Origin of the sequence: Shewanella sp. 11B5, from assembly GCF_002836795.1 — a bacterium.
Taxonomy (GTDB): Bacteria; Pseudomonadota; Gammaproteobacteria; order Enterobacterales; family Shewanellaceae; genus Shewanella; species Shewanella frigidimarina.
Genome location: NZ_PJAP01000647.1, coordinates 1 through 3616, shown reverse-complemented (window position 1 = coordinate 3616; position 3616 = coordinate 1). Strand labels below are relative to the sequence as shown.

Genomic DNA, 3616 nt, shown 5'->3' with positions numbered 1-3616 from the left:
ACATCACGTTATTAATGTGTCATTTTAACACTTAGTGTCTTTTTAACAGCTATCTACAACTGTTAAAAAGACACTTCTCGAGTAGAGGGGAAAAACAAAACAATATAATATCAACAACTTACAACAAACCAAAAGTTGGCACGACTTGTGTATTGCTCTGGTCATCTGTATCAAAATGACTTTGCGCTAAGAGGACTTATGAGCAAAAACAAACTCACCGGCATTGCACTACTCATCGTGCTTGTGGCTTCCTTCACTGTATTACTCAGTTTAGGTAGTGGCATATATCGAGAAAAACCCCCTATTCCAACGGCGTTTACTGACACCAGTGGCCAACCAATATTTACCGAAAATGATATTGAGCAAGGCCAACTTGTATGGCGCTCAATGGGCGGTCATCAATTAGGATCTATTTGGGGTCATGGCTCTTATGTGGCACCAGACTGGACTGCTGATTGGTTGCACCGTGAAGCACAAGCTTGGTTGTCTATTACGGCTAAAGCACGTTTCAATCGTGATTTCGCAGAACTCGACTCTGAACAGCAAGCAGGGTTAGAAAAAGCCCTCAGAAATGATATGCGCCATAATACGGTTGTCGAAAGTGCAGAGGATAAAACCTATGTTACGCTTTCAAACACCAGAGTTGCGGCGATAAATGAAGTGACTCAACACTATTTATCACTTTTTGGTGACGATCCTGCACTGTCATCACTGCGCGAACAATATGCAATGAAAGAAGGTACTATCACCGATGCTAGCCATCGTGAACTGCTAAATGCTTTCTTATTTTGGGGCTCATGGGCAGCGGTAACCGAACGTCCTGGTTACGATTATACTTACACCAATAACTGGCCATATGACCCACAGATAGGTAATTTACCGACTTCAGATAACATAGTTTGGTCGGTGTTGAGCGTAGTGACATTGATTCTTGGTATTGCCATGTTGATTTGGCACCATGCTTGTTGCAAAGAAGAAGCATTACCAGAACCCGCTAAAGATGACCCATTATTTTTCACTAAACCTACGCCATCGCAAAAAGCAGTAGGTAAATACTTTGTCACTGCGATTGGACTGTTTTTACTGCAAATACTGCTTGGTGGAATTACGGCACACTACGCGGTTGAAGGCCAAGAGTTTTATGGTTTCCCTTTATCTGAAATTCTGCCTTATTCGGTCACTCGAACTTGGCATACTCAACTTGCAGTATTTTGGATAGCCACAGCTTGGTTAGGCACTGGCTTATACATTGCCCCGGCACTCTCTGGTTACGAGCCGAAGTATCAACGCCTAGGGGTGAACATTCTTTGGGGCGCGTTAGTTGTTATCGTCCTTGGCTCTATGGCCGGAGAGTGGTTGGGTGTTCAGCAGTATTTTGATCTAGACATGAACTTCTTGTTTGGTCACCAAGGATATGAATACATCGATTTAGGCCGCGTATGGCAAGTATTGTTGCTGGTAGGTTTATTAATTTGGTTAGCGTTAGTCACTGCTTCAATGCGCCCAGCGTTAAAAGTCAGCAACGACATGCAACCGGTTATTTGGGTGCTATACGCTTCTTGTGTCGCCATTGGCTTATTTTATGGTGCAGGCCTGTTTATGGGCAAACACTCTAACCTAGCGATTGCAGAATACTGGCGTTGGTGGGTGGTCCACTTATGGGTTGAAGGCTTCTTTGAAACATTTGCGACATCTGTAATAGCATTAATGTTAGTTCGCTTAGGGCTTATCCGTGCTCGAAGTGCCAATGGTGCGGTATTGTTCTCAACCGTGGTGTTTTTAACCGGTGGCTTAATCGGTACCTTACATCACTTATACTTTACCGGTACTCAAACTTCAGTTATTGCTTGGGGAGCGATATTCTCAGCACTTGAAGTTGTGCCGTTAGCATTAATTGGTTTTGAAGCGATGGAAACCTATCGTTTACGAAAAGCCAGCCCTTGGATGGAGCGTTATCACTGGGCGATTATGTTCTTTGTGGCGACTTCGTTCTGGAACTTAGTGGGTGCTGGTGTATTAGGTTTCTTAATTAACCCACCTATCTCGCTATACTTTATCCAGGGCTTAAACACCACGGCAACCCATGCTCACGCGGCATTTATGGGCGTGTATGGCATGCTAGGTATAGGATTGATGTTATTCTGTTTACGCGGATTAACAGGCGATATGCAATGGAACCACAAATACCTTAAAGGCGCATTTTGGACCTTAAACATCGGTTTAGCAGCAATGGTGTTTATGTCGCTACTGCCTGTTGGTATTGTGCAATTCTTTGCTGCAATCGATCACGGTTACTGGTATGCCCGTTCACCTGCTGTTATCCATAGCGACTTAGTTGAAAACCTCGTGTGGATGAGAATGTTCGGCGACATTATCTTCAGTATTGGTGGATTATTAATGGCGGCGTTCTTATTTGACCTTATTAAGAAGGCCATCGTCAGCAAAGGTGCTAAAGCGAAGCAAGCTGGTGCATTAACGATTAACTAAGTATGCATTGATAAACGCGCTTTAATAAACATCATCAGGGGCCTTTATGGCCCCTTTTTTATCTACAATTTGGCCTTTGCCCTTGTTGTTATATTCACACTTGTCATAATGACATCAACTTGTTGTTAACTGGAGTTTGACATGGCATTGAGTCAAGCAGACTTAACCCGTATCGCACTTGATATTACCGCTAACTTATCTAATCGAGACCGTTTTTCACGTTTATTAACCACGGTAAGAGAAACGCTCGATTGCGATGCTGCGGCGCTATTATCATTCCAAGGTCATCAATTTACCCCTTTAGCAATTGATGGGTTAAGTGCTGACGTACTTGGACGGCGCTTTATTTTAAACGAACATCCGAGGCTTGAAGCCATTGCTCGAGCAGGAGATATTGTCCGTTTCCCTTCCGATAGCGAGCTTGCGGATCCTTACGATGGCTTAATCCCCAATGTCGACGGCGACTTAAAAGTGCATGCCTGTATCGGCTTACCGTTATTCGCTAACGAGCAACTCATTGGCGCACTCACCATCGATGCACTCGACCCAAACAAATTTGATCAATTCACCAATAATGATTTACGCAGTTTTAGTGCTATTGCTGCGGTTTCTTTAAACAATGCATTACTGATAGATAAACTCGAAAAACAAGCCAACAATTTTACGATTCCGGATACTAAACCATCAGGGCAACTGCATGAAGAAACTGAAATCATCGGTCAAGCGGATAACCTTCTATCTCTGCTTAATGAAGTCAATGTCGTCGCAGCAACAGAGCTCAATGTATTGATTTTAGGAGAGACCGGTACCGGTAAAGAACTAATAGCCAAAGCCATTCACCAAAACTCTGTGCGAGCCAATAAGCCGCTAGTATATTTAAATTGTGCCGCGCTGGCTGAATCCGTTGCCGAAAGCGAACTCTTCGGTCATGTCAAAGGGGCCTTTACAGGCGCAATTAGCCATCGTAGCGGCAAATTTGAAATGGCCGATAAGGGAACCCTATTTTTAGATGAAATTGGTGAGCTCGCACTTAATTTACAAGCTAAATTGTTGCGAGTACTGCAATACGGGGATTTACAAAAAGTCGGTGATGATCGTAGCTTAAAAGTGGATGTTCGTATTATTGCTG

The 3616-nt window shown here is 43.5% G+C and carries 2 protein-coding genes; both read left to right on the top strand.

What is annotated here, in order from left to right; genetic code table 11:
- Nucleotides 1–198 precede the first annotated feature (198 nt).
- A complete protein-coding gene (locus CXF78_RS14820; RefSeq protein WP_102037235.1) occupies nucleotides 199–2487 on the top strand; it encodes a nitric-oxide reductase large subunit in 2289 nt (762 codons plus the stop codon).
- Between the two features lie 141 nt (nucleotides 2488–2628).
- Nucleotides 2629–3616 (top strand): nitric oxide reductase transcriptional regulator NorR (norR, locus tag CXF78_RS14815; RefSeq protein WP_102037234.1); only part of this gene is annotated, 988 nt, incomplete at its 3' end.

Bases quoted from the DNA above. Each gene is read 5' to 3' on its own strand.
- CXF78_RS14820 (WP_102037235.1), top strand. From the start codon at position 199: ATGAGCAAAAACAAACTCACCGGCATTGCACTACTCATCGTGCTTGTG.